The organism is Aeromonas sp. FDAARGOS 1403 (assembly GCF_019047325.1).
GTDB classification, from domain to species: Bacteria; Pseudomonadota; Gammaproteobacteria; order Enterobacterales; family Aeromonadaceae; genus Aeromonas; species Aeromonas dhakensis.
This window is the reverse complement of sequence record NZ_CP077249.1, coordinates 4,308,358-4,329,349: the sequence shown is the minus strand read 5'-3', so window position 1 is coordinate 4,329,349 and position 20,992 is coordinate 4,308,358. Positions and strand designations below refer to the sequence as shown.

Below are 20,992 nucleotides of genomic sequence, written 5' to 3'. Positions count from 1 at the left end.
GCGTTCGGCCCATGCAGCCTTATTTCTTGATGCGGATCACTGGGGTCTCGCCCACGGTCACGGCACCCGTCATCTTCACCAGCTCTTTGATCTCGTCCATGTTGGAGATGACCACCGGAGTCAGGGTAGATTTGGCTTTGGCTTCCAGAACGGCCAGATCGAACTCGATGATGGTGTCACCGCGCTTGACCTGTTGACCTTCCTGGGCGATGCGCTTGAAGCCTTCGCCTTTCAGCTCAACGGTGTCGATACCGAAGTGAACGAACAGCTCGATACCAGAGTCGGATTCCAGCGAGAACGCGTGGTTGGTCTCGAAGATCTTGCCGATGGTGCCGTCGCACGGAGCAACCATCTTGTTGCCGGCCGGCTTGATGGCGATGCCGTCACCGACGATCTTCTCGGCGAAGACCACGTCGGGCACATCTTCGATCGGTACGATTTCGCCTGACAGCGGGGCAAAAATTTCGATGCCGCCGGTATCAGAGCTGTCATCGGAAACCAGTTTCTTCAGTTTATCAAACAGACCCATAGTAAAAGCTCCTAGAGATGATTGTCGCTGTTTGCAGCCGATCTTAGCAGACTGCCTTCTGCTTAATAAAGTTATCTACACAGGCTTCGATTTCGGCGGCGGTGGCAAAGCTCAGCGCTTGATCAGCCATGGCCTTCACATCTTCGAAGTTGGTGTTGCGGATAAGCTTCTTGATACGCGGTACAGAGATGGCGCTCATGGAGAACTCATCCAGACCCATACCCAGCAGCAGCAGGGTGGCACGCTCGTCACCAGCCAGTTCACCACACATACCGGTCCACTTGCCTTCGGCGTGGGATGCATCGATAACCATCTTGATCAGGGTCAGGACGGAGGGTGACAGCGGGTTGTACATGGCGGAAATCATCTCGTTACCACGGTCGACGGCCAGGGTGTACTGGGTCAAATCGTTGGTACCGATACTGAAGAAATCCACTTCCTTGGCCAGATGATGAGCCATCACGGCAGCAGCCGGGGTCTCGATCATGATACCCACTTCGATGGATTCATCAAAGGCTTTGCCTTCGGCACGCAGTTCGGCTTTCAGCGTCTCTACGGTGGCCTTCAGGCTGCGGAACTCTTCGACGGAGATGATCATCGGGAACATGATGCGCAGTTTGCCGAAGGCAGACGCACGCAGGATGGCCCGCAGCTGAGCGTGCATGATGTCGGCGCGATCGAAGAAGATCCGCACGGCACGCCAGCCCAGGAAGGGGTTCATCTCTTTCGGGAAATTCATGTAGGGCAGTTCTTTGTCGCCGCCGATGTCCATGGTGCGCACGATGATCGGCTGATCCGGCATCGCTTCGGCCACTTCTTTGTAGGCTTTGAACTGCTCGTCTTCGGTCGGCAGCGCGTCACGGTCCATGAACAGGAACTCGGTGCGGTACAGACCCACGCCTTCGGCGCCGTTGCGGATGGCACCCTCGGTATCCTTGACGGTACCTATGTTGGCGCACACTTCGACCTGATGGCCATCCAGGGTGATGGCAGGCAGATCTTTCAGCTTGGCCAGCTCGTCTTTTTCGGCCTGGAACTGGGCCTGGATCTCTTTGAACTTGGCCAGCTGTTCGGCAGTCGGGTTGAGGACGATCTGGTTGTTGATCGCGTCCAGCACCAGCACGTCACCATTCTTGACGCGCTCGGTGATGTCGTTGGTACCCACGATGGCCGGCAGCTCCAGGGAGCGGGCCATGATGGAGGTGTGGGAAGTACGGCCACCGATGTCGGTGACGAAACCCAGCACGTATTTCAGGTTGATCTGAGCGGTTTCGGACGGGGTCAGGTCTTTGGCGACCAGGATCACCTCTTCGTCGATGGTGCTCAGGTTGACAACGGCGATGCCCAGTACGTTCTTGACCAGACGGGTGCCGATGTCACGGAAGTCGGTGGCGCGCTCGCGCAGATAGGGGTCATCCAGCTCGGCCATCATCTTCGCGTACTGCTCGATGACCTCGTAGATGGCCTTGTCAGCGGTGGCCTTGTTGTCTTTGATGAAGGATCTGATATCCCCTTCCAGCTCTTCATCTTCGAGCAGCATGATGTGGCCTTCGAAGATGGCCTCTTTTTCTTCACCGAAGGTGCGACCGGCCATCTCTTTGATGGCTTCCAGCTGTGCGGCTGACTTGGTGCGGGCTTCGAGGAAGCGGTTGATTTCGGCATCAATCTGTTCGGCAGCGATTTTGCCCTGATTGATAACGATTTCATCTTCTTTCAGAAGAAGCGCCTTGCCGAATGCGATACCGGGGGACGCAAGAATGCCAGATATCATAATCCTTCCTATTAAAACGACTGTGGGGGAGGAATAAAGCTGGATTACTCCAGCTCGTCCATCAGGGCAACCAGCTTCTCAACGGCTTTCTGAGCGTCCGGGCCGTCGGCCTGGATGGTCACGTTGGTGCCTTTGGTCAGGCCCAGGGTCTGCAGCTTGAACAGGCTCTTGGCGCTGGCGGATTTGCCACCGGAGACCACAGTGATCTCGCTTTGGAATTCTTTGGCTTCTTTCACGAACTGAGCTGCCGGACGGGTGTGCAGGCCGTTTTCAGCAGTAATAACAACAGACTTCTCGTACATGGTTTCACCCCATATTATTGATATTTTTTGGTGTGAGGGATGCTTTTGACGCTTCCTTCTCGCACCGTGTCAGTATGGATATGTTGTAAAGTAACGAAATCAGACCTGCAATGGTTTAATCCAGGTCAATTTTCTGTGCAGTATTCGGTGTCTGCCTCAACTCTTTTCCGTTATCGCGCTACAAGCCGCGTCAATGCTGGCCTGAAATTATTTTATAACGAAAAATAACACTTTGTTACTTTGTGATACCTAGTCGGCAAACACCTCGTGACGCGGCACAGGATATGAGATTTATCACAGAATGTCTGCTTTTTTCGTCACTGGTTTGCTTGTTATTTTACCCCGAAAAATAAGGGGTCGACTGGCGCTGCCAAGTGCTCAGTCTAGCCCATAAAGAAACGGCGCTCCTGGGAGCGCCGTTGTTTTGAAATAATCCGATCACTTACTGCTGGAGCTCTTGTTCGCTGAACACCCCGGCAAACAGGGCGCTGGAGAGGTAACGCTCGGCAGCGCTCGGCAGGATGACCACTATGGTCTTGCCTTCAAACTCCGGCAGCTCGGCGAGGCGAGCTGCGGCCACCACCGCAGCACCGGAGCTGATGCCGGCCAGAATGCCCTCCTCTTCCATCAGGCGGCGAGCCATTTCGATGGCGTCATCGCTGCTTACCTGCTCGACACGGTCCAGCAGGGTGAGATCCAGGTTGCCCGGGATGAAGCCGGCACCAATGCCCTGGATCTTGTGGGGACCCGGTTTGATTTCAAGGCCGGCCAGACGCTGGCTGATCACCGGCGATTCGCTCGGTTCGACGGCAACGGAGACCACCGCCTTGCCCTTGGTCTGTTTCAGGTAGCGGGAGACACCGGTAATGGTGCCGCCGGTACCGACGCCGGCCACGAACACATCCACGTCACCATCGGTGGCATCCCAGATCTCGGGACCAGTGGTCTTCTCGTGGATTTCCGGGTTGGCCGGGTTTTCAAACTGTTGCAGCAGCACGTATTTGCCGGGCTCGGACTCGAGGATCTCGTTGGCCTTGGCAATGGCGCCCTTCATGCCGAGCGGCCCTTCGGTCAGCACCAGGTTGGCGCCGAGCGCCTTGAGCAGCTTGCGACGCTCCAGGCTCATGGTGGCCGGCATGGTCAATGTGATGGGATAGCCACGGGCGGCGGCCACGAAGGCCAGAGCAATACCCGTGTTGCCGCTGGTGGGTTCGATGATCTCCTTGCCCTTGGTCAGCACGCCGCGCTTCTCGGCATCCCAGATCAGGTTGGCGCCGATACGGCACTTGACGCTGAAGCTCGGGTTTCGGCTCTCAATCTTGGCCAGCACGCGGCCTTTGGTAACACGGTTGAGACGAACCAGAGGGGTGTGACCTATGGTCTGGCTGTTGTCCTCAAAAATTTTGCTCATGGTGCTATCCCTGTTTGTTACGGCGATGAAACAAGATTACCCTGTGGTTTCTGAATGAGAAGTGACGATTTGTTATAACAATATGTTATTACAAGATATAGAGCTTATTCTTTCTTATTGAGACCTCCCTCGCGAAAAGGTCTCTCGTCGTCAAAGGAATGGACGTTATGGGATTTGCAGGAAGCGATCGCTATCTCGCCTCAGAGGCGCTCAAGATGGCGGTCAATGCCGCCATCGTGCTGGAGAAGCCGCTGCTCATCAAGGGTGAACCCGGCACAGGCAAGACCGAGTTGGCAGAGGCCGTGGCCAGCCATCTGGGCACCGAGCTTATCGCCTGGCACATCAAATCCACCACCAAGGCCCAGCAGGGGCTATATGAGTACGATGCGGTGGCCAGGCTGCGCGACTCCCAGCTCGGCGACCCCAGGGTGGGGGAGATAGGCCACTACATCCGCCGCGGCAAGCTGTGGCAGGCTTTCACTGCCGACCAGCGTCCTGTGCTGCTTATCGATGAAATCGACAAGGCGGACATCGAGTTTCCCAACGATCTGCTGCAGGAGCTCGATCGGATGGAGTTCGACGTCTACGAGACCGGCGAGCGGGTCAAGGCCCGCCAGCGCCCAGTGGTCATCATCACCTCCAACAATGAAAAAGAGCTGCCGGATGCCTTCCTGCGCCGCTGCTTCTTCCACTACATCCGCTTCCCCGACAAGGCCGAGATGCAGGCCATCGTCAAACTTCACTACCCCGACCTCAAGGAGAGCCTGCTCGGTGAGGCGATGGATCTCTTCTTCGAGCTGCGGGAAGTAGAGGGGCTGCGCAAGAAACCCTCCACCTCGGAACTCTTGGACTGGATTCGGCTGCTGTTGGCCGACGACATCGCCCCCGAGGCGATGCGCGCCCGCGAGCCAGGCAAGCTGGTGCCCGCCCTCTACGGTGCCCTGCTCAAGACCGAGCAGGACCTGCATCTCTTTGAGAAGCTCGCTTTTCTGGCCAGACGCGGCAGCTGACCCATGCTGATCGACTTTTTTACCCACCTGCGTCGCCACCAGCTCCCCTGCAGCCTGCGCGAGCTGCTGGACTTGCATGGGGCGCTGGCAGCCCGGCTGGCCAGCCTCGACATGGATGAGTTCTACCAGCTTGCCCGCTGTCTGCTGGTAAAAGACGAGGCTCACTACGATCGCTTCGATCGCGCCTTCGCCGAGTATTACGAAGGGCTGGCCGCCATCCCCCTGCTGCCGGAGAGCCTGCCGGATGAGTGGCTGCGCAAGGAGTTCGAGCGGCTGTTGAGCGCCGAGGAGAAGGCGTTGCTCAAATCCCTTGGTGGGTTCGACCAACTGCTGGCGACCCTCAACCAGCGCTTGAACGAGCAGAAGGAGCGTCACGCCGGCGGCAACAAGTGGGTCGGCACCGGTGGCAGCAGCCCGTTCGGCCACGGCGGTTTTCACCCGGAAGGGATCCGCATGGGGGGAGAGGGCCAGCATGGCAAGGCGGTCAAGGTATGGGAGGCGCGCCATTATCGCAACTTCAGCGACGATTCCCCTCTGGGACAACGGGCCATCCAGCTGGCGCTGCGCAAACTCAGGCGCTGGGTGCGCCAGGGCAACCCCGATGAGCTGGATCTCGACGACACCATCCGGAGCACGGCCAGGCAGGGCTGGCTCGATGTGAAGCTCAGACCCGAGCGCCACAACGGGGTCAAGCTGCTGGTCTTCTTCGACGTGGGAGGCTCCATGGATGCCCACGTGGCCGAGGTGCAGCGGCTCTTTTCTGCTCTGCGCCACGAGTTCAAGCACCTGGAGTACTTCTATTTTCACAACTGTCTCTACGACTTTGTCTGGCGAGACAACGCCCGCCGGCACGAGGAGCGCTTCGACACCCTGCGCCTGCTGCGCACCTACGGCAGCGACTACAAGGTGATCCTGGTGGGGGATGCCACCATGGGCCCCTACGAGATCACCTGGCCTGGCGGCAGCGTCGAATATTGGAACGAGGAGGCCGGTCAGGTGTGGCTGGCCCGCTTGCAGCAGCATTTTCCCAAGCTGGTGTGGATCAATCCCACCCCGCGGCGGGAGTGGCTCTGGCACCCCTCCATCAAGTTGATGAACGAATTGATCGGCGGGCGCATGCACCCGCTGACTCTGGCGGGTCTGGCTGCGGCCATCGACCAGCTGTGACCCTCTCTACCCGAACAGACCAACAAGCCGGGAGTGAACCCGGCGAGGAGCAAAGATGACCTCTATCGTGATCAGTGGCTCAGGCCTCTATACCCCTCCCTTTGCCGTCAGCAACGAAGCGCTGGTGGCCGCCTTCAACCAGTACGTGGATCTCTACAACGAGGAGAACGCTTCCGCCATCGACGCCGGCCAGCAGCCCGCCAAACAGCATTCGAGCAGCGAATTCATCGAGAAGGCCTCCGGCATCAAGAGCCGTTATCTGGTGAGCAAGGAGGGGGTGCTGGATCCCGACATCATGCAGCCGCTGCTGCCCGAGCGACCCGATGACAAGCCCTCCATCATGGTGGAGATGGCTGTGGCCGCCGCTGAGCAGGCGCTGATCGCCGCCGGTCGCGAGCCGGGGGAAATAGATCTGGTGATAGTGGCCGCCTCCAACATGCCGCGCCCCTATCCGGCCCTCTCCATCGAGCTGCAGCACTATCTGGGGGCGGGCGGCATGGCCTTTGACATGAACGTGGCCTGCTCCTCCGCCACCTTCGGCATCAAGACGGCGGCAGACATGCTGGCGGCTGGTACCGCCCGACTGGCGCTGGTAGTCAACCCGGAGATCTGCTCTGGGCACCTCAATTTTCGCGACAGAGACAGCCACTTCATCTTCGGTGACGCCTGTACCGCCGTGCTGCTGGAGCGGGAGGCCGATTGTCAGGTGGCCAACCCCTGGCAACTGGTTGCCAGCAAGCTGGTGACCCAGTACTCCAACAACATCCGCAACAACTTCGGCTTTTTAAACCGGCTCAGCCCGCGCACCCGTTACGGCGATGACAAGCTGTTCCGCCAGCAGGGGCGCAAGGTGTTCAAGGAGGTGCTGCCGCTGGTGTGCGACCAGATCGCCGGCCAGCTCGATGAGCAGGGCTGGACTGCCGAGAGCCTGAACCGGCTCTGGCTCCACCAGGCCAATCTGACCATGAACCAGTTCATCGCCCGCAAGCTGCTCGGCCACGATGCCAGCCAGCAGGAGGCGCCGGTGATCCTCGACAGCTACGGCAACACCAGCTCGGCGGGTTCCATTATCGCGTTCCATCTGTACAATCGCGACCTTCCCGCGGGGGCCCGCGGCGTGCTCTGCTCGTTTGGCGCCGGCTATTCGATCGGGAGCCTGTTGTTGCGGCGCCTGTGAGGGGCGGGGTCATCTCCCCGCCGTCATGACGATAAGGTTTGGGTGGAATCATGCAGAGGATCACGGGGCGCTGCGCCCTTCACTACGGGGTGACACTGTCACTGTTTTGTCTTTACGGGCTGCAGGTCTGCCCATTCCTGGAGAGCCTGACGCTGCCCCAGCTGCTGGGGCCCGCGCTGGTGACCTTTGGCATCATGTTTGTCCTGCGCGATCAGCTGCTGCGCAAGGTGACGCTGTCCGGTCAGGGGCTGGGAGGCTTCGGGCTGGAGGTGGGCTTCTACCTGCTGGGGGCCTTGCTGCTCTCTGGCTACAACGGTATCCGGTATGATTTTCCGCTGGAGAGCCACCTCAAGATCCTGCTGGGGATGAGCACCCTGGGCTTCCTGGTGGCGGCGGATCTGTCGCTGCAGCGGGACTGGCAGCGGGCCAAGCTGCGGGAACATCAGGCCTGTCTGGTGCTGAACCAGCCGCTGGCCATGCCGGTTTCCCGCAAGTTCTCCCTGTTCGCCTTCACCACCCTGACCCTGCTTGGCGCTGTGTTCTTCCTGCTGTTCAACAAGGATCTGGAGTGGCTGGTCACGGTGGACAAGAGCCTGCCGCGGCTCGATGCCCAGCACTACATCTTGCTGGAGATCGCCTTCGTGATGGTGGTGACCTTCGGTTATCTCTGGCTCATCATTCGCGGCTATGGTCGCAACCTGACTCTCTCCCTGATGCATCAGACTCGCGCCATGGCCCAGGTGCAGTGCGGCGATCTGGAGGCGCGGGTGCCGGTGATCCGTGACGATGAGTTCGGCCTGATTGCCGCCGGCACCAACCAGATGATCGGCGAGCTGAAGGCGCGCCAGGACGAGCTCAACCTGACCCGGGACGTGGCCATCCTGGGGCTCGCCTCGCTGGCGGAGACCCGCGACAACGAGACCGGCGCCCACATCATCCGCACCCAGTTCTACGTCAAGGTGCTGGCGGAGCAGCTGAGCCGCAGCGACTGGGAGCGCTATCCGCTGGACGATGCCACCATCGATCTGCTGTTCAAGTCGGCGCCGCTGCACGACGTGGGCAAGGTGGGTATTCCCGATGCCATCCTGCTCAAGCCGGGCAAGCTGACGGACGAGGAGTTCGCTATCATGAAGCGCCACCCCCAGATTGGCGCCGATGCGCTGGCGAGCGCCGAAGCCCAGCTCGGCTCCAACTCCTTCCTGCGGCTGGCGCGGGAGATCTCCCTCACTCACCACGAGAAGTGGGATGGCAGCGGCTATCCGGCCGGGCTGGCGGGGGAGGCGATCCCCTTGTCGGGGCGGCTGATGGCGCTGGCGGATGTCTACGACGCCCTCATCTCAAAACGGGTCTACAAGCCCGCCTTCAGCCATGAGCAAGCCAGAACCATCATAGTGGAGGGGCGTGGCCGCCATTTCGATCCGGCCATCGTCGACGCCTTCCTCGCCTGCGAGGAGGAATTTCGCCAGATTGCCCTCAGGCACAAGGATCACGACTGACAAAAAACCACCCGCACGGGTGGTTTTTTTATGGCTGGCTCACTGGGCCGGCTCGATGGCGAGCACCAGGCAGTTGGGCTCGCTGATGCGAAAGCGCACGTTGCAGTCAAACAGCCTGACGCCGTACTCCTTGTCATCCGGCTTGCCCTTCTTGTAGGCGGGGCGGGGATCCTGGGCCAGTACCTCGCTCACCAGCAGGCGCAGCTCGGGGTGGGCCTTGAGCCAAGGCTGCAGCTGCAGCTCCGCCTCCGGGCTGAAACTCACCGCCAGCGGCGGGGTGGGGGCATCGGGGGCGAAACCGCCGCGGGCATCCGGCAGGCTGTCGGCATAGGGGATATAAGGCTTGATGTCGACGATGGGGGTGCCATCGAGCAGGTCCACCGCCCCCAGCTCGAGCCAGAGTTTGCCGCGCGCACGGCCGACCCCGTGCAGCTCGACTACCGAGAGGCCGAGCGGGTTGGGACGAAAGGTGGAGCGGGTGGCAAACACCCCGACCCGCTCGTTGCCGCCCAGGCGCGGCGGGCGCACCGTCGGGTGCCAGCCCTGCGCCATGGTCTGGTGAAACACGAAGCTGAGCCAGAGGTGGGAGAACTGCTCGATGCCGCGCAGCACGTCCGGCTGATCGTAGGGGGGCAGCAGCTCGAGGCGGGCGCGGGCCGATTTGACCAGACCGGGCTGGCGCGGGATGGCGAACTTCTCTTTGTAGGGAGAGCGGATGATACCCAGGGTGTCGATTTCGAACTTCATGGCGGATCCTGACTGAAAACCCCGGCAATGTAGCACAGCAGCCCTTAAAACGCAGGCGTACCCGCTTGCCGTGATCTTGCTCCCATCCCGGCCGCCCGAAGGCTGTATCGCGCCGCCAACTTGCGTAGGGTGAGCGCAGGAAGAGTGAAAGGGCCGTCCGCCGGCAGGGCGGGCCGGCACAACCGGCATGGCCATCGAGGATGGGCCGCGCCGCACAGGAGAGACAGGGATGAAACTGCTGATCATCGGCGGCACCGGATTTCTGGGTCGCCATCTCGCCTCACTGGCGCTGGACTGGGGCCACGAGGTGACCTTGTTCAATCGCGGCCGGCGCCAGCATCCGGACTGGCGCGAGCTCACCCAGCTGCTGGGGGACAGGGATCGGGACCTGACCCCGCTGCATCGCCATCAGGATGGCTGGGATCTAGCCATCGATACCTGCTGCTATCGCCCCGAACAGGCGGCGAGCCTGTCGGCCGCCCTGCTCGGGTGCTGCGAGCGGCTTATCTTCATCTCCACCATCAGTGTCTATCGCGACTTCGCCCACCCGGGGCAGGACGAGTCGGCGCCGCTGCACGAGATGGCCGAGGGGGAGATGGCGGAGGATTACGGCCCCCTCAAGGTGTTGTGCGAGGCGACCTATCGTGCCCGCTGGGGCGAGCGGCTCTGCATCTTGCGCCCGGGCGTCTTGTGCGGCCCCCATGATCCCACCGGCCGGCTGGCCTGGTGGGTCACGCGGGTGCAGCGGGGCGGCCCCTGGCTGCTGCCGGGGCAGGGGGAAGATCGGTTGCAATATCTGGACGTGCGCGACTGCGCCGAGTTCGTGCTGCGGGCCGCCGAGCAGCAATTGAGCGGCATCTTCAATCTGGTCAAGCCCGGTATCGCGCTGAGCGACTGGGTGGATCGCCTGGCCGCCAGGCTGGCCCCCGCGACCCCGATCCTGCCCGAATGGGCGCCCTGGCCCGCGCTGCTGGCCGCCGGGGTGGAGCCCTGGCAGAGCTACCCGACCCTGTTGCCCAATGCACAGCCCGAGTATGCCGGCTATGGCCTCATCAGCGCCGAGGCGGCCATCGTACAGGGCCTCAACTTTCGGCCGCTGGAGGAGACGGTGGCGGATGTGGCCGAGTGGCTGGCCGGCGCGCCGGACGCCGTGGTGGCCACCGGCATCACCGCCGAGCAGGAGGCGCGGCTGCGTCAGCTGGTCCGCTAGGGGCCAACAAGTGCGGCAGCAAAGCAAAAGGGCATCTCTCGATGCCCTTTTCTGTCTGATGTGAGCGGCGTTATTCGGCGCGCATGGCGGCGCCGGCGGCGGTCAGTTGCTCGCGCAAGATGGCGCGATGACAGCGGGACTCCTGCTCGCAGTAACAGCCCACCGACAGGTTGGTGGTGTGGGAGAGGGCGGCCAGCAGCGCCAGATCGTGCCTGGCGGCGGGAGTGGCCAGCTCTGCCTTGTACTGTTTGCAGAAGGCGCTCCACTGGGCGGGCGTCTCGGCAGCCTGGCCCAGCTTCATGGTGTCGTTGCTGGGGGCGAGATTGGGGAACCAGACGTCGTACCAATCCTGGCTGGCAAACTCGGTTTTGGGCACGCCGCGGGGCGGGCGGCGCACTGTGCCGATCCGCAGTCCCTCGTCGGGCAGGCGGGGTGTGCCGAGGCGAACGATGGCCAGTGCCATGCAGGCTCCTTGCAGTTGACGCTTATTTCTCGGTGGCGACTTTCAGCGCCTGACCGTAGCAGATCACCTGCTTCAGGCAGCCCGGGGTGTCGCTGAATTCGGCGCACTTGTCGAAGGTGACGCCGTTGCCGCCCATGTCGGCCACACGGCGGCGGGCCAGGGTGCGGGCCTCACCGGCGTTGGGGATCGGCTGCTTGGCATCGCTCTGGCAGGACTCTCCTTCGACGGTGCCGAGGTAGAGGTAGTTGAGATCTGCCAGCTGGCCCTGTTCATAGATCTGAACGCTGCCCGGCTTGAAGTACTCGTCGAAGTTCTCTTTGTCCAGATTGCTGTTGAAGGCAAAGTCGGCGCAGCCGGAGGCAATCAGGGGCATCATCAGGATCAGGCGTTTCATCGTCTCGTATCTTGTGTCGGTGATGAGGACAGTAGCAAGGCGCAGGCGCTCCATGTCGGCATCTTGTGGAATAACGAAGGGGCCATTATAGGGGCCAGTCGACGGTGGCGACCAGCCCCATTTTTAGCCGTATGGACGGGGTGTGACAAGGATCCGGCCACGTGTTGCCTGTGCGGCTTCACGCTGCCGGCAAAGATGACTTGCCTGCTGTCATGAGAGAGGGGCGCACCGGGCGCCCCTCTCTCGTTGCTCATCAGGCCGGCGCCAGCCGCTGATGCAGGCTGCGGTAGTAGTCGTCCGCCAGCAGCGTCTGATGGGGGGCGCAGAGGCGGATCTGCCCCTCTTCCATCAGGGCGATCCGGTCCATCTGCTCCAGCCCCAGCAAACGGTGGGAGATGAGCAGCAGGGTGCGATCTGCCCCTAGCCGGAACAACAGTTCCATGATCTCCCGCTCGGTCTGGCTGTCGAGCCCTTCGGTCGGCTCATCCAGCAGCCAGAGCGGCGCGTCGTGCAGCAGGGCGCGGGCGATGCCGATGCGGCGGCGCTCGCCACCGGAGAGCGGCCGGCCGCCATCCCCCAGCCAGGCATCGAGCCCGCTGTCGCTGTGGCCGTTGTCATCTTCCAGCAGGTTGGCAAGGCCGACCTGGGTCAGCACCTGCACCAGCTGCTCGTCACTGGCATGGGGGGCGGCCAGCTTGAGGTTGCCGCGTAGGGTATCGGCAAACAGGTGCACCCGCTGGCTCACCACCGAGAGAGAGGCGCGCAGCGCCCCTTCGCTGTAGTCGGTGAGCGGCTTGCCATCGAGCAGGATCTTGCCGGCCTGCGGGTGCCATTCGCGGGTCAGCAGTCCCATCAGAGTGGACTTGCCACAGCCGGTCTGGCCCAGCAGCGCCAGCTTCTCGCCGGCCTGCAACTGCAGGGTGCAGCCGCGCAGCACCGGCTGCGGGTTGCCTGGGTAGCTGAAATAGAGGTCGCTTATCTGCAGCGCCCCCTGTTGCGCGTGGCGCTCTTCGTGGCCCCACTCGGGGGCCTTGGCCTCTTGCAGGATCTCGTTGAGGCGGCGGGCCGAGGTGAGGCTGGTGGAGAGGTGCTGGAAGGCACCGGCCAGCGGCATCAGCGCCTCGAAGCTGGCCAGGGTGGCGAACACCATCAGCGCCGTGATGGGATCCGGCGCGGCGCCCGCTACCCCGTGGCCGGCCAGCCACAGCATCAGGGTGAGGGTCCAGCCGCTCAGCAGTTGCACCGAGCCGTTGGCAAGCCCGCTCACCCGGGCCATGCGGGCCTGGGCCTGGATCAGCGCCTGCTCGGCCTGCTGCAGCTCGTCGCGCGCCCGGGGGGCGGCGGCAAACATCTGCAGCTCGGCCTGGCCGTCCAGATAGTCCACCAGACGGGTACGCAGGCTCGATTTTTCCGCTATCAACGCCTGTCCGGGCTTGCGACCGAGGAAGTAGAACACCAGCGGCAGGGCAATCATGCCAAACAGCAGGATGGCGCCCAGGGTGAGGGCCAGCTCACTGTCAAAGAAGGAGAGAAAGAGCACCAGACCGGCAGTGCTGAGCAGGGCCGCACCGATAGGGGTGACCAGCCGCAGGTAGACGTGGTCCATGGCGTCGATGTCGGCCACCAGCCGGTTGAGCAGGTCCGCCTGGCGAAAGCCTGCCAGGGCGCCGGTGGAGAGTGGCGAGAGCTTTTGCCAGAACCAGACCCGCAGCCGGGTCAGTACCCGGAAGGTGGCGTCGTGGCTCACCACCCGCTCACCCCAGCGGCCGGCGGTGCGGATGATGGAGAAGAAGCGCACCCCGCCGGCTGGCGTCATGTAGTTGAAGTGATCGCGGGTGGCCGCCGTCAGCCCCGCCACGGCGGCGGCGGAGAGAAACCAGCCGGAGAGCGACAGCAGTCCCATCCCGGCCGCCAGGGTGACCAGTGCCAGCAGCAGACCGATGGAGAGGCTGAGCCAGTGCTGGCGATAGAGGCGCAGAAACGGCAAGAGATCAGTCATCGAGAGAACCCTCGTTACGTTGGGAGAGCAGGCGGGCAAACGGCCCCTGCGCGGTGCTGAGTTGCTGGAAGTTGCCTTGCTCCACCAGCTTGCCACGCTCCAGCACCAGGATCTGGTCCATCTTGGTGAGCTGATCGAGGCGGTGGGTGATCATCAGCAGGGTCTGGTTGGCGATGACCTGCTCCAGCGTGGTCATGATGGCCCGCTCGGAGTGGCGATCCAGGCTGGCGGTCGGCTCGTCCAGCACCATCAGCTGGGTGGACTTGAGCAGGGTACGGGCCAGCGCCAGACGCTGGGCTTGGCCGACCGAGAGGCCGCCGGCCTGATCCCCCACCGCATAGTCGAGTCCCTTCTCCATGGCGAACTCCCATGCCTGGGCCCGTTTCAGGGCCTCTTCCAGTTCGCCGTCACTGGCGGCGGGCTTGGCCAGCAGCAGATTGTCACGCAGCGAGGCGTGGAATAGCTGCGGGTTCTGGGAGAGCCAGCCCAGCTGCCTGCGCCACTGGCTCATGTCGAGGCTGGCCAGCTCCTGGCCGTTGACCTTGAGCTCGCCGCGATAGGGGGCAAAGCCGAGCAGGGCGTTGACCAGCGAGCTCTTGCCGGCGCCGCTGATGCCGATGAGGGCGGTGCGTGAACCCGCTTCCAGGGTGAAGTCGATGGGGCCGACCAGCACCTTGCCCTCGGCGCTCAGCACCTCCAGGGCACGGGCTTCCACCCTGATGGGGGAGTCGGCATGGAACGGCGCATTGCCTGAGGCGGGTTCACTCACCTCGGCCTCGAGGAACTCCAGCAGCTGTTCGGCGGCGCCGATGGCCTGCGCCTTGGCGTGGTAGTGGGCGCCGAGCTCGCGCAGCGGGGCGTAGAACTCGGGAGCCAGAAACAGCACGAACAGGCCGGTAAAGAGGGTAACTTTGGTGCCATAGTGGCCGAAGTTCAGGTGATCGATATAGGAGAACCCGAAGTAGACGGCCACCAGCGCCACCGAGAGGGCGGCGAAGAACTCCAGTACGGCGGTGCTGAGGAAGGCAAGGCGCAGCACCTCCATGGTGCGTTCGCGAAAATCTTCCGAGGCATCGCGAATGGCATCCCCTTCCACCTGGGTGCGCATGAAGAGCTGCAGGGTGCGCAGCCCCTTCAGGCGATCGAGGAAGTGGCCGGAGAGACGGGCCAGCGCCTGGAAGTTGCGGCGGTTGGCATCGGCGGCGCCGACCCCCACCAGGATCATGAAGAGGGGAATGAGGGGCGCCGTGCCCAGCAGAATGAGGCCGGCGGCCCAGTTGACCGGGAATACAGCCACCAGGATCACCACCGGAATGAACACGGCAATCGCCATTTGCGGCAGGTAGCGGGAGAAGAAATCCTGCATGTTTTCAATCTGTTCCAGCAGCAGACTGGCCCAGCTACCGGCCGGTCGACGCTGGATGTAGGCCGGTCCCAACCGGCCGAGGCGGGTGAGCACCAGCTCGCGGATGGCCTGGCGCACCGCGCTGCCTGCCTTGAAGCTGGCCACCTCACGGCCATAGGCCAGCACCGCCTTGCCGAGGGTGACCAGCAGCAGGGTAATGAAGAGGGGAATGGATCCCGCCGGGGTGGCGTCTTCGATGATGAAGCCGTGCAGCAGGGTGGCCAGCAGCCAGGCCTGCGCCACCATCAGGATGCCCTGCCCCAGGCCAAAACCGATGGAGAGGCCGATCCAGCGCCGGCCGTGGCTTGATTGATTGCGCAACCAGCCATAGAGTCGTTTTTGCGTTTTTTTATCCATTACCACCATCCTCGCGTCGAGTGGCGCAAGACTATCCTCGCCCCCCAGGCTTGGCAACCTTGTAAATTCCGGCCGGTGAAAACGATTGATGGAAAAAGCGGCTTGCTGCTCATTAGTTGGTCGAACAGATTGATTTATGGTAAAAAACCGTATCGGGGTGATTGCGCTCGGCGGCAAAATGCATATAGTAGAGGCCCTGACGCGGGTGTAGTTCAATGGTAGAACGGTAGCTTCCCAAGCTGCATACGTGGGTTCGATTCCCATCACCCGCTCCAAATTCCTGATAATGGCCAAGGCTGTTGTCACCTCAGCCGAAACGGCTGTCTGTCGTGGGGTTTCCCCATCACACCAAGCAAGTTTTGATGCCAGGCGGGCATCGTATAATGGCTATTACCTCAGCCTTCCAAGCTGATGATGCGGGTTCGATTCCCGCTGCCCGCTCCAGCCTTGATGCAAAAAGCCCACTCCTGCGAGTGGGCTTTTTGTTATCCGTTTCTGGGCGGGGCTCACTATCTGACCGGCACTCCTGAAATAAGCAGCAATGAAAAAGGCGCCATCGGCGCCTTTTCAACTCGGGAGGGAGGATTACTCCTGCTCCAGCTCGCCGCAGAAGCGATAGCCTTCGCCGTGGATGGTGGCGATGATCTCGGGGGTGTCGTTGACGCTCTCGAAGTGCTTGCGGATGCGGCGGATGGTGACATCCACGGTACGGTCGTGGGGCTTGAGCTCACGGCCGGTCATCTTCTTGAGCAGCTCGGCACGGGTCTGGATCTGGCCCGGGTTTTCGCAGAAGTGCAGCATGGCGCGGAACTCGGAGCGCGGCAGCTTGAACATGTCGCCAGCCGGGCTGACCAGGGCGCGGCTGTTGATGTCCAGTGCCCAGCCGTTGAACAGGTAACGCTCCACCAGTTTCTTCTCTTCGCCACCGGCGGCCACGTTCATGGTGCGGCTCAGCAGGTTGCGGGCACGGATGGTCAGCTCGCGGGGGTTGAACGGCTTGGTGATGTAATCGTCGGCGCCGATTTCCAGACCCAGGATCTTGTCCACTTCGTTGTCGCGACCGGTCAGGAACATCAGAGCGATGTTGTCGTCCTCACGCAGCTCACGAGCCAGCAGCAGGCCATTCTTGCCCGGCAGGTTGATGTCCATGATCACCAGGTTGATGGTGTGGGCAGTCAGGGCCTGATGCATCTCGTCGCCATTGTTGGCTTCGAGTACGATATAGCCCTCTGCCTCGAAGATGCTTTTCAGGGTATTGCGAGTGACCAGTTCGTCTTCGACGATCAGAATGTGTGGTGTTTGCATGAGTATTCCCAGATTCTTATCAGTTAATTATCTAAATTTTAACACTCTTTGGCGTTACCCGACCGGTCCTGAAAATTAATTACGTCATCCTGGGTATGAATATCAGGTCGGATTATCGCGAATTTGGCATCAGCGTTGGCAAACATCCCTGTGCCACACATAGGCTCTCAATAAGTCTGATCGAGAGAAGCCTGGAAAGGTAGTCCATTACAAAAGTGGCTGCATTTTATCAGTTAACAGGCGCATAACAACACTCTTTGCCGTCAGATAGCAACTTTTTAACTCTGGTTTGATATAGGTCAAACCCTGAGTTCACAGCATGATACTTGGGGTTGCCCCCATTTTCGCCCCTATAAAATGTAATGGAATGTAACATGTGGTTGACATGAATTTGTGGGAAAACTACAGAAAAATCTGCTTTATTGCACCCTTTTCGGCGCCGAAATGGCCTGCCTACGCCATAGTGACGGCCTGGAATCCGGCCAGTCGCCAGCTGGGAATGCGTCGCAATACCCGCCGTCAGCGGGCCTTGCGGCGAGCCATTGCAGCCATGCCTGGCTGGCAGGTGATGGGGCCTTGTAGGGGCAGTTCGCTGGATGAAACATGGCAGGAGTCGTCGCTGCTGCTGGCCTGCCCGCGCAGCGAGGCCATCCGGCTGGCAGCCCGTTTTGGCCAGAATGCCATCTATTGGGTGGAACAGGGGGAGCTCTGGCTGCTGCCGGTGTTGCTGGCAGGGGAGCCACACCATCTGGGCAGAATTGAATCCCACTGGATTGTCAGGGACTCTGCTTGATGAAAGAATGAGCGAATTCATGTCCATGGAAGGAGACTTATGATGCTGGATCTACTGCCCGATCTCTGTGACGAGTACGGCGATGCCCTGCAGGTGGCGGAGCCGCTGTTTCAAAATTTCGGTGGCAAGGCGCTGTTTCACGGCCAGGCGGTCACTCTCTCCTGTTATGAGGACAACAGCCTGGTGCGGGAGCTGGTCAACCGGCCCGGGCAGGGGCGGGTGATGGTGATCGACGGTGGCGGCTCCCTGCGCCGCGCCCTGCTCGGCGATCAGCTGGCGATCAAGGCGGCGGAGCAGGGCTGGGAAGGAATCGTGATCTACGGCGCCGTGCGCGACGTGGGCACGCTGGCGACGCTGGCGCTGGGGGTCAAGGCGCTGGCACCCTGCCCGGTCAAGACCGAGAAGCGGGGGCTGGGTGAGCTGGATGCGGTGGTGTCGTTTGCCGGGGTGACCATACATCCGGGTGACTATGTCTACGCCGATCTCAACGGCGTGCTGGTGAGTGCCACCCGGCTTATTTGATCTCGCTAGAAGTTGAAGCCGACCCCGACGCTGAGGGATTGTTCGGCGCGAAAGGCGCTGACGCCGTAGTTGGCGGTGATGGCCAGCTGCGGGGTCAGCAGCAGGCTGGTGTTGAGCTCCAGCAAGGTGCTGGGCTTGTTCACCTCCAGCTGTTTGAGCTGGCTGCCGATGTTGAGCATGGGGGAGAGCTGATAGCGCACCCCCGAGCTCAGGTTGTAACCGGATTGCTCGCTGCTGGGGCCGATGGCAGGGCCTGCTTCCATGTAGAGGCTGACGCCATCGTGCAGCGGATATTGATAGCCGGTATTGATGAGCCAGAGATCGAAACTGTCGTTGTGATGAGTCTGACTGCCGAGCAGCACGCCTGAGTAGCTTTTGACGTAGAGCTGGCTGTCGGTGTCGTTCTTGAGGAAATCCCAGTCGGCGGCCTGGGCGGTGAGGCTGAGGCATGAGACGAGTGCGATGACGGATGATTTGACCATTCTTTTCCCCTCCCTGGGTCCGGAACAGGAATACAAGCATGGCACATGCCAGCTGTTAGTAAAGGGAACCCCGATCACAATAAAACAGTTTTGATTTGCTCCGCTCTCATGATACACAGGCCCCCATCATCCTGTTTCTTCCCCTATTTCGCTGATATCGAGAGGTGAATCCATGAACAAGAAACTGACTCTGCTGGCCGCGCTGGCCCTGGGGGGCTGCGCCATGGCCACTGGTTCCAAACTGACACAACTGCAAGCCTCCACCTGGCAACTGCAAGGGGCGAGCGGCGACACCTTTACCCTGCAAGTCGCCGGTGACAAGGTGGCGGGCAAAGGCGGCTGCAACCGCTATTTCGGCAGCATCACCCAGCAGGGTGACGGCGTACTGGCACTGGGGCCCATGGGCTCGACCCGCATGATGTGCATGGGCGAGCTGGCCGGCAAGGAGATGCTCTACCTGCAGACGCTGGAGAAAGTGGCGAGCTTCCAGATCAGCGGCCAGCAGCTGGTGCTGAGCGACGCCAACAAGGCGGCACTGCTCACCTTCGATGCCATGCCTGCCGCCAAGTAACTGAGGTTTTTGTCAGAGGCTGTCGTAGTGCACGCAGCCGGATGCAGAAAGGGACGCCACGGCGTCCCTTTTGCTATTTGCACTCCCTTTTGCAACGGGCGCGGATCGGTTAGCCACCGCGCTGGAACTTGAAGCGCTTCTTGCGCCGGTAGGGATAGACATCCTCGAACACCCCCTCCTTGATGTTGCTCTGCAGCATCTTCCAGTAGTTGGCGTCGAACATCTCCTTGTGCAGCGCCAGCATGATCTCGCGCACCTGCGGCTTTTGCAGCAGGAAGGTGGCGAACTCCTCGGGGAAGATGTCGTTGGGGGCGACCGAATACCAGGGCTCGGCGCTCCATTCGTCCTCGGGATAGCGCGGTGGCGGGATCTGGCGGAAGTTGCACTCCGTCATGTAGCAGATCTCGTCGTAGTCGTAGAACACCACCCGGCCGTGGCGGGTGACGCCGAAGTTCTTGAACAGCATGTCCCCCGGGAAGATGTTGGCCGCCGCCAGCTGCTTGATGGCGTTGCCGTACTCCTCCAGCGCGAGCCGGGTCTGCTGTTCGTCCGCCTTGTCCAGATAGAGGTTGAGCGGGATCATCTTGCGCTCTGTGTAGAGGTGCTTGATCACCAGCTTGTCGGCGGTGATGGTGAGCGCAGAGGGGGCCACCGCCTTGAGCTCGGCCAGCAGCTCCGGCGAGATGCGATCGAGGGGAAACTCGAAGTTGGTGAACTCCTGGGTATCGGCCATCCGCCCCACCCGGTCGTGCTGCTTTACCAGCCGGTACTTCGCCTTCACCTGCTCGTGGCTCACGTCCTTGGGGGGGGTGAACTCGTCCTTGATCACCTTGAACACAACGTCGTAGGAGGGGAGGGTGAACACGCTCATCACCATTCCCTTGATGCCCGGCGCGATGACGAACTGCTCGCGACTCTGGGCCAGATGGTGCTGATAGTGGCGATAGAGCTCGGTCTTGCCGTGCTTCTGGCAGCCGATGGCGTTGTAGATCTCGTAGTCCGGCTTGTGGGGCATGATCTGGCGCAAGAAGGCGACGAACAGCGCCGGCACCGGGGCATAGACCATGAAATAGGCGCGGGCGAAGCCAAACACGATGGAGGCGAGATCCGGCTCGAAGATGACGGTATCCACATAGATGCTCTGGCCGGTGCTGAGCAGGGGCAGGATGAAGGGAAAGACCTGCTCCCTTGCCCGGATCAGCCCCACCAGATAGGCCCCCTTGTTGCGGTAGAAGACCTCTCTCAATAGTTCGATGGCGAAAGGCTCATCGTGCAGAATATGCGGGCCGTTCTCGGCAAGATGACGATGGATATCGACAATATCCCGCTGTTTGTCCTCATAGGGCAGGGTGAAGCTGTAATCCCCGAGCAGCTGGCTCAGAGTCTGCGGCAGGTGGGCGAGATCGGTGCGATAGATGCGCAGCAATGCGCTCAGATCGGGCTTGTCACCGCGGCTGACGAAGGGGTGGATGTAGAGGTTTTCGTCGCGGATGTTGCGATGACGAAAGATGCGGCGGTAGACGGAGTTGAAGAAGGACTCCGCCACCTCGAAGTTCTCGCACTTGGGCAGCAGGTCGCTGAAGGCCCCCTTGACCCGCTTGAGCAGCTCCTGGGTGGCGTGGTGTTCTCCCATCATCTGGCGAATGGAGCCAGCCGTCGCCCCCACGTGGTGGTCATAGAGGCGGATGCGCTCGCGCCCCGCCAGCTGTACCCCCAGCCAGTCGCTGTTTTCAAAACGGCTCTTGCTGCCCTGGGTGATTTCGAGAAACCGACTGTAAAACGACTCGAAGCGTTGCAGAATCGTCTCGGCGACGGCCTGTTCCAATGGCTGCTGCATCTCTTTCTTCCTTGTGATCTGTCGGGCCGATGGCGCCTGGGATT

20 protein-coding genes and 2 tRNA genes are annotated in these 20,992 nt (G+C 61.5%); 10 read left to right on the top strand and 12 right to left on the bottom strand.

Annotated features, from left to right (window positions below):
* Nucleotides 1-19: 19 nt before the first annotated feature.
* The 4 genes from crr to cysK all read right to left on the bottom strand — a co-directional run bounded on the left by crr (nt 20) and on the right by cysK (nt 4,013).
* Complete coding sequence (crr, locus tag I6L33_RS19770) at nt 20-529, bottom strand: PTS glucose transporter subunit IIA (RefSeq protein WP_005303134.1); 510 nt, start codon at nt 527-529, stop codon at nt 20-22.
* A gap of 43 nt (nt 530-572) precedes the next feature.
* Nucleotides 573-2,300, bottom strand: coding sequence for a phosphoenolpyruvate-protein phosphotransferase PtsI (gene ptsI / locus I6L33_RS19765; protein WP_005303130.1), 1,728 nt, complete (start codon nt 2,298-2,300; stop codon nt 573-575).
* Between the two features lie 44 nt (nt 2,301-2,344).
* Complete coding sequence (locus I6L33_RS19760; RefSeq protein WP_005303128.1) at nt 2,345-2,602, bottom strand: HPr family phosphocarrier protein; 258 nt, start codon at nt 2,600-2,602, stop codon at nt 2,345-2,347.
* Between the two features lie 442 nt (nt 2,603-3,044).
* Nucleotides 3,045-4,013 (bottom strand): cysteine synthase A, encoded by a 969-nt coding sequence (cysK, locus tag I6L33_RS19755; protein ID WP_005303122.1) that lies wholly within the window; start codon nt 4,011-4,013, stop codon nt 3,045-3,047.
* 167 nt (nt 4,014-4,180) lie between these two features.
* Here cysK and I6L33_RS19750 point away from each other — a divergent pair, with 167 nt between their 5' ends.
* Genes I6L33_RS19750 through I6L33_RS19735 form a run of 4 tightly spaced genes read left to right on the top strand, consistent with a single transcriptional unit; the run spans nt 4,181 to nt 8,863 of the window.
* Complete coding sequence (locus I6L33_RS19750) at nt 4,181-5,023, top strand: MoxR family ATPase (protein ID WP_005303120.1); 843 nt, start codon at nt 4,181-4,183, stop codon at nt 5,021-5,023.
* Between the two features lie 3 nt (nt 5,024-5,026).
* The gene (locus I6L33_RS19745; RefSeq protein WP_043169931.1) at nt 5,027-6,190 is read left to right on the top strand and encodes a VWA domain-containing protein; all 1,164 of its coding nucleotides are present in this window, start codon (nt 5,027-5,029) and stop codon (nt 6,188-6,190) included.
* A 55-nt stretch (nt 6,191-6,245) separates the two neighbouring features.
* Nucleotides 6,246-7,367 (top strand): beta-ketoacyl-ACP synthase III, encoded by a 1,122-nt coding sequence (locus I6L33_RS19740; protein WP_216973181.1) that lies wholly within the window; start codon nt 6,246-6,248, stop codon nt 7,365-7,367.
* A gap of 50 nt (nt 7,368-7,417) precedes the next feature.
* Nucleotides 7,418-8,863, top strand: a complete 1,446-nt coding sequence (locus I6L33_RS19735) for an HD domain-containing phosphohydrolase (RefSeq protein WP_095592303.1) — start codon at nt 7,418-7,420, stop codon at nt 8,861-8,863.
* A 39-nt stretch (nt 8,864-8,902) separates the two neighbouring features.
* On the opposite strand, the gene tsaA is transcribed toward I6L33_RS19735, so the two are convergent.
* A complete protein-coding gene (gene tsaA / locus I6L33_RS19730) occupies nt 8,903-9,610 on the bottom strand; it encodes a tRNA (N6-threonylcarbamoyladenosine(37)-N6)-methyltransferase TrmO (protein ID WP_216973180.1) in 708 nt (235 codons plus the stop codon).
* Nucleotides 9,611-9,839: 229 nt separating this feature from the next.
* On the opposite strand from tsaA, the gene I6L33_RS19725 reads away from it, so the two are divergent.
* Nucleotides 9,840-10,820, top strand: coding sequence for an NAD-dependent epimerase/dehydratase family protein (locus tag I6L33_RS19725; protein ID WP_216973179.1), 981 nt, complete (start codon nt 9,840-9,842; stop codon nt 10,818-10,820).
* A gap of 70 nt (nt 10,821-10,890) precedes the next feature.
* Here I6L33_RS19725 and I6L33_RS19720 read toward each other — a convergent pair whose 3' ends face one another.
* The 4 genes from I6L33_RS19720 to cydD all read right to left on the bottom strand — a co-directional run bounded on the left by I6L33_RS19720 (nt 10,891) and on the right by cydD (nt 15,438).
* Complete coding sequence (locus I6L33_RS19720) at nt 10,891-11,283, bottom strand: DUF488 domain-containing protein (protein ID WP_005303108.1); 393 nt, start codon at nt 11,281-11,283, stop codon at nt 10,891-10,893.
* A gap of 22 nt (nt 11,284-11,305) precedes the next feature.
* The gene (gene rcsF, locus I6L33_RS19715) at nt 11,306-11,677 is read right to left on the bottom strand and encodes an Rcs stress response system protein RcsF (protein ID WP_010633326.1); all 372 of its coding nucleotides are present in this window, start codon (nt 11,675-11,677) and stop codon (nt 11,306-11,308) included.
* Nucleotides 11,678-11,930: 253 nt separating this feature from the next.
* A complete protein-coding gene (gene cydC / locus I6L33_RS19710) occupies nt 11,931-13,676 on the bottom strand; it encodes a cysteine/glutathione ABC transporter ATP-binding protein/permease CydC (protein WP_216973178.1) in 1,746 nt (581 codons plus the stop codon).
* Nucleotides 13,669-15,438 (bottom strand): cysteine/glutathione ABC transporter permease/ATP-binding protein CydD, encoded by a 1,770-nt coding sequence (gene cydD, locus I6L33_RS19705; protein ID WP_216973177.1) that lies wholly within the window; start codon nt 15,436-15,438, stop codon nt 13,669-13,671. The genes cydC and cydD overlap by 8 nt, the downstream gene beginning before the upstream one ends.
* 201 nt (nt 15,439-15,639) lie before the next feature.
* Between cydD and I6L33_RS19700 the strand changes: the two genes are divergently transcribed.
* A tRNA-Gly gene (locus tag I6L33_RS19700) sits at nt 15,640-15,713 on the top strand.
* A gap of 94 nt (nt 15,714-15,807) precedes the next feature.
* A tRNA-Gly gene (locus I6L33_RS19695) sits at nt 15,808-15,882 on the top strand.
* A gap of 141 nt (nt 15,883-16,023) precedes the next feature.
* Here I6L33_RS19695 and arcA read toward each other — a convergent pair.
* Nucleotides 16,024-16,743, bottom strand: a complete 720-nt coding sequence (gene arcA / locus I6L33_RS19690; protein WP_010633329.1) for a two-component system response regulator ArcA — start codon at nt 16,741-16,743, stop codon at nt 16,024-16,026.
* 376 nt (nt 16,744-17,119) lie between these two features.
* Between arcA and I6L33_RS19685 the strand changes: the two genes are divergently transcribed.
* Complete coding sequence (locus I6L33_RS19685; RefSeq protein WP_216973176.1) at nt 17,120-17,536, top strand: DUF3293 domain-containing protein; 417 nt, start codon at nt 17,120-17,122, stop codon at nt 17,534-17,536.
* Nucleotides 17,537-17,578: 42 nt separating this feature from the next.
* The gene (locus tag I6L33_RS19680; protein WP_010633331.1) at nt 17,579-18,058 is read left to right on the top strand and encodes a putative 4-hydroxy-4-methyl-2-oxoglutarate aldolase; all 480 of its coding nucleotides are present in this window, start codon (nt 17,579-17,581) and stop codon (nt 18,056-18,058) included.
* A gap of 5 nt (nt 18,059-18,063) precedes the next feature.
* Here I6L33_RS19680 and I6L33_RS19675 read toward each other — a convergent pair whose 3' ends face one another.
* Nucleotides 18,064-18,540 (bottom strand): hypothetical protein, encoded by a 477-nt coding sequence (locus I6L33_RS19675; protein WP_123245596.1) that lies wholly within the window; start codon nt 18,538-18,540, stop codon nt 18,064-18,066.
* A gap of 172 nt (nt 18,541-18,712) precedes the next feature.
* On the opposite strand from I6L33_RS19675, the gene I6L33_RS19670 reads away from it, so the two are divergent.
* A complete protein-coding gene (locus tag I6L33_RS19670) occupies nt 18,713-19,111 on the top strand; it encodes an META domain-containing protein (RefSeq protein ID WP_010633332.1) in 399 nt (132 codons plus the stop codon).
* A 109-nt stretch (nt 19,112-19,220) separates the two neighbouring features.
* On the opposite strand, the gene aceK is transcribed toward I6L33_RS19670, so the two are convergent.
* A complete protein-coding gene (gene aceK, locus I6L33_RS19665) occupies nt 19,221-20,948 on the bottom strand; it encodes a bifunctional isocitrate dehydrogenase kinase/phosphatase (RefSeq protein WP_042009064.1) in 1,728 nt (575 codons plus the stop codon).
* Nucleotides 20,949-20,992: the final 44 nt, after the last annotated feature.

Coding starts and splice junctions, on each gene's coding strand:
- crr (WP_005303134.1), bottom strand. CDS start 529: ATGGGTCTGTTTGATAAACTGAAGAAACTGGTTTCCGATGACAGCTCT.
- ptsI (WP_005303130.1), bottom strand. CDS start 2,300: ATGATATCTGGCATTCTTGCGTCCCCCGGTATCGCATTCGGCAAGGCG.
- I6L33_RS19760 (WP_005303128.1), bottom strand. CDS start 2,602: ATGTACGAGAAGTCTGTTGTTATTACTGCTGAAAACGGCCTGCACACC.
- cysK (WP_005303122.1), bottom strand. CDS start 4,013: ATGAGCAAAATTTTTGAGGACAACAGCCAGACCATAGGTCACACCCCT.
- I6L33_RS19750 (WP_005303120.1), top strand. CDS start 4,181: ATGGGATTTGCAGGAAGCGATCGCTATCTCGCCTCAGAGGCGCTCAAG.
- I6L33_RS19745 (WP_043169931.1), top strand. CDS start 5,027: ATGCTGATCGACTTTTTTACCCACCTGCGTCGCCACCAGCTCCCCTGC.
- I6L33_RS19740 (WP_216973181.1), top strand. CDS start 6,246: ATGACCTCTATCGTGATCAGTGGCTCAGGCCTCTATACCCCTCCCTTT.
- I6L33_RS19735 (WP_095592303.1), top strand. CDS start 7,418: ATGCAGAGGATCACGGGGCGCTGCGCCCTTCACTACGGGGTGACACTG.
- tsaA (WP_216973180.1), bottom strand. CDS start 9,610: ATGAAGTTCGAAATCGACACCCTGGGTATCATCCGCTCTCCCTACAAA.
- I6L33_RS19725 (WP_216973179.1), top strand. CDS start 9,840: ATGAAACTGCTGATCATCGGCGGCACCGGATTTCTGGGTCGCCATCTC.
- I6L33_RS19720 (WP_005303108.1), bottom strand. CDS start 11,283: ATGGCACTGGCCATCGTTCGCCTCGGCACACCCCGCCTGCCCGACGAG.
- rcsF (WP_010633326.1), bottom strand. CDS start 11,677: ATGAAACGCCTGATCCTGATGATGCCCCTGATTGCCTCCGGCTGCGCC.
- cydC (WP_216973178.1), bottom strand. CDS start 13,676: ATGACTGATCTCTTGCCGTTTCTGCGCCTCTATCGCCAGCACTGGCTC.
- cydD (WP_216973177.1), bottom strand. CDS start 15,438: ATGGATAAAAAAACGCAAAAACGACTCTATGGCTGGTTGCGCAATCAA.
- arcA (WP_010633329.1), bottom strand. CDS start 16,743: ATGCAAACACCACACATTCTGATCGTCGAAGACGAACTGGTCACTCGC.
- I6L33_RS19680 (WP_010633331.1), top strand. CDS start 17,579: ATGCTGGATCTACTGCCCGATCTCTGTGACGAGTACGGCGATGCCCTG.
- I6L33_RS19675 (WP_123245596.1), bottom strand. CDS start 18,540: ATGGTCAAATCATCCGTCATCGCACTCGTCTCATGCCTCAGCCTCACC.
- I6L33_RS19670 (WP_010633332.1), top strand. CDS start 18,713: ATGAACAAGAAACTGACTCTGCTGGCCGCGCTGGCCCTGGGGGGCTGC.
- aceK (WP_042009064.1), bottom strand. CDS start 20,948: ATGCAGCAGCCATTGGAACAGGCCGTCGCCGAGACGATTCTGCAACGC.